The sequence below is a fragment of the Azospirillum tabaci genome, assembly GCF_014596085.1.
Taxonomy (GTDB): Bacteria; Pseudomonadota; Alphaproteobacteria; order Azospirillales; family Azospirillaceae; genus Azospirillum; species Azospirillum tabaci.
The window spans coordinates 1-1,227 of the sequence record NZ_JACCJY010000075.1 but is presented as its reverse complement, the minus strand read 5'-3'; the positions used below and the strand labels follow the sequence as shown (position 1 = coordinate 1,227).

Below are 1,227 nucleotides of genomic sequence, written 5' to 3'. Positions count from 1 at the left end.
CGGGCTGGACCTCTCCGGCCTGGGCGACGGCCCCCTCACCCTCACGCTGGGCCTGACCGACCCGGCGGGCAACGCCTCGCTGCCCCTCACCGCGACGACGCAGAAGCTCACCGCGACGGTGGAGAAGCCCGCCCCGGTCGCCCCGCCGCCGGTCGCCACCGTGGACGGCGCCACCGTCAGCGGTTCGGTCACCACCGGCAGCGACGGCGGCCGCGTCACCACGGTGACCATCGCGGCAACCAACAGCACCCGCGTGGAGGACACCGGCACCGCCAACGCCGACCTCGCCGACGTGCCGGTGGTGCGCGAGCAGGTGGTCGACCGGCAGACCGGCCAGGTCTCCACGCTGACCACCCTGACGGTCAGCGTCTCCACCGGCGTGGCGGTGACCACCAGCGGCAGCGCCGAGCGGCAGACCGCCTCCCAGGCCCAGACCGGGGTGAGCGGGCTGATCGCCGCCATCGAGGCGCGCACCGACGCCGGCACGGCCTCGCGCGGCAGCCTGACCGGCGGCGGCGACGGCTTCCTCTCGGTGCTGTCCTCCCAGGCCCAGCTGCTGGTGCGCGCCATCGACTTCAGCGCGCCGGGGGTGGCCGCCGGCCAAGCGGTGCAGACCAGGGTGACCGGCAACACGCTGGGCGGCACCGGCACGACCAGCACGGCGCCGACGGCGGTGGTGCTCGACACCTCGGCGGTGGCCGGGCCGGTGACCATCCAGCTCGACAACGTCGAGTTCGCGGCGGTGGTCGGCAACGCCACGCTGGTCGGCGGCGACGGCGAGCAGATCGTCTACGGCGACGACCACCAGCAGTACATGTATCTGGGGGCCGGCGACGACGTGCTGCACGGCGGCGGCGGCAACGACACGATCGCCAGCGCCGGGGGCAACGACACGCTGTACGGCGACGACGGCGACGACGTGGTGCACGGCGGCGAGGGCGACGACTGGCTGCTCGGCGGGGCGGGCCACGACCTGATCGGCGGCGGCACGGGCAACGACCGGCTGTTCGGCGGAACGGGCGACGACCGGCTGTTCGGCGAAGAGGGCGACGACACGCTGACCGGCGAGGCGGGCCACGACACGGTGGTCGGCGGGGCGGGCCATGACCTTCTGTTCGGCGAGGCGGGCGACGACCTGCTGGCCGGGGACGAGGGCGACGACACGCTCAGCGGCGGGGCGGGCAACGACACGGCGCTGGGCGGGGCGGGGCGCGACCTGATCGGGCT

General features: G+C 75.2%; 1 protein-coding gene. It reads left to right on the top strand.

Features of this window, described 5'->3' with window-relative positions; translation table 11 throughout:
* The coding region (locus H0B54_RS29290) for a calcium-binding protein (RefSeq protein WP_281390141.1) at positions 1–1,227 on the top strand (1,227 nt) is incomplete at both ends.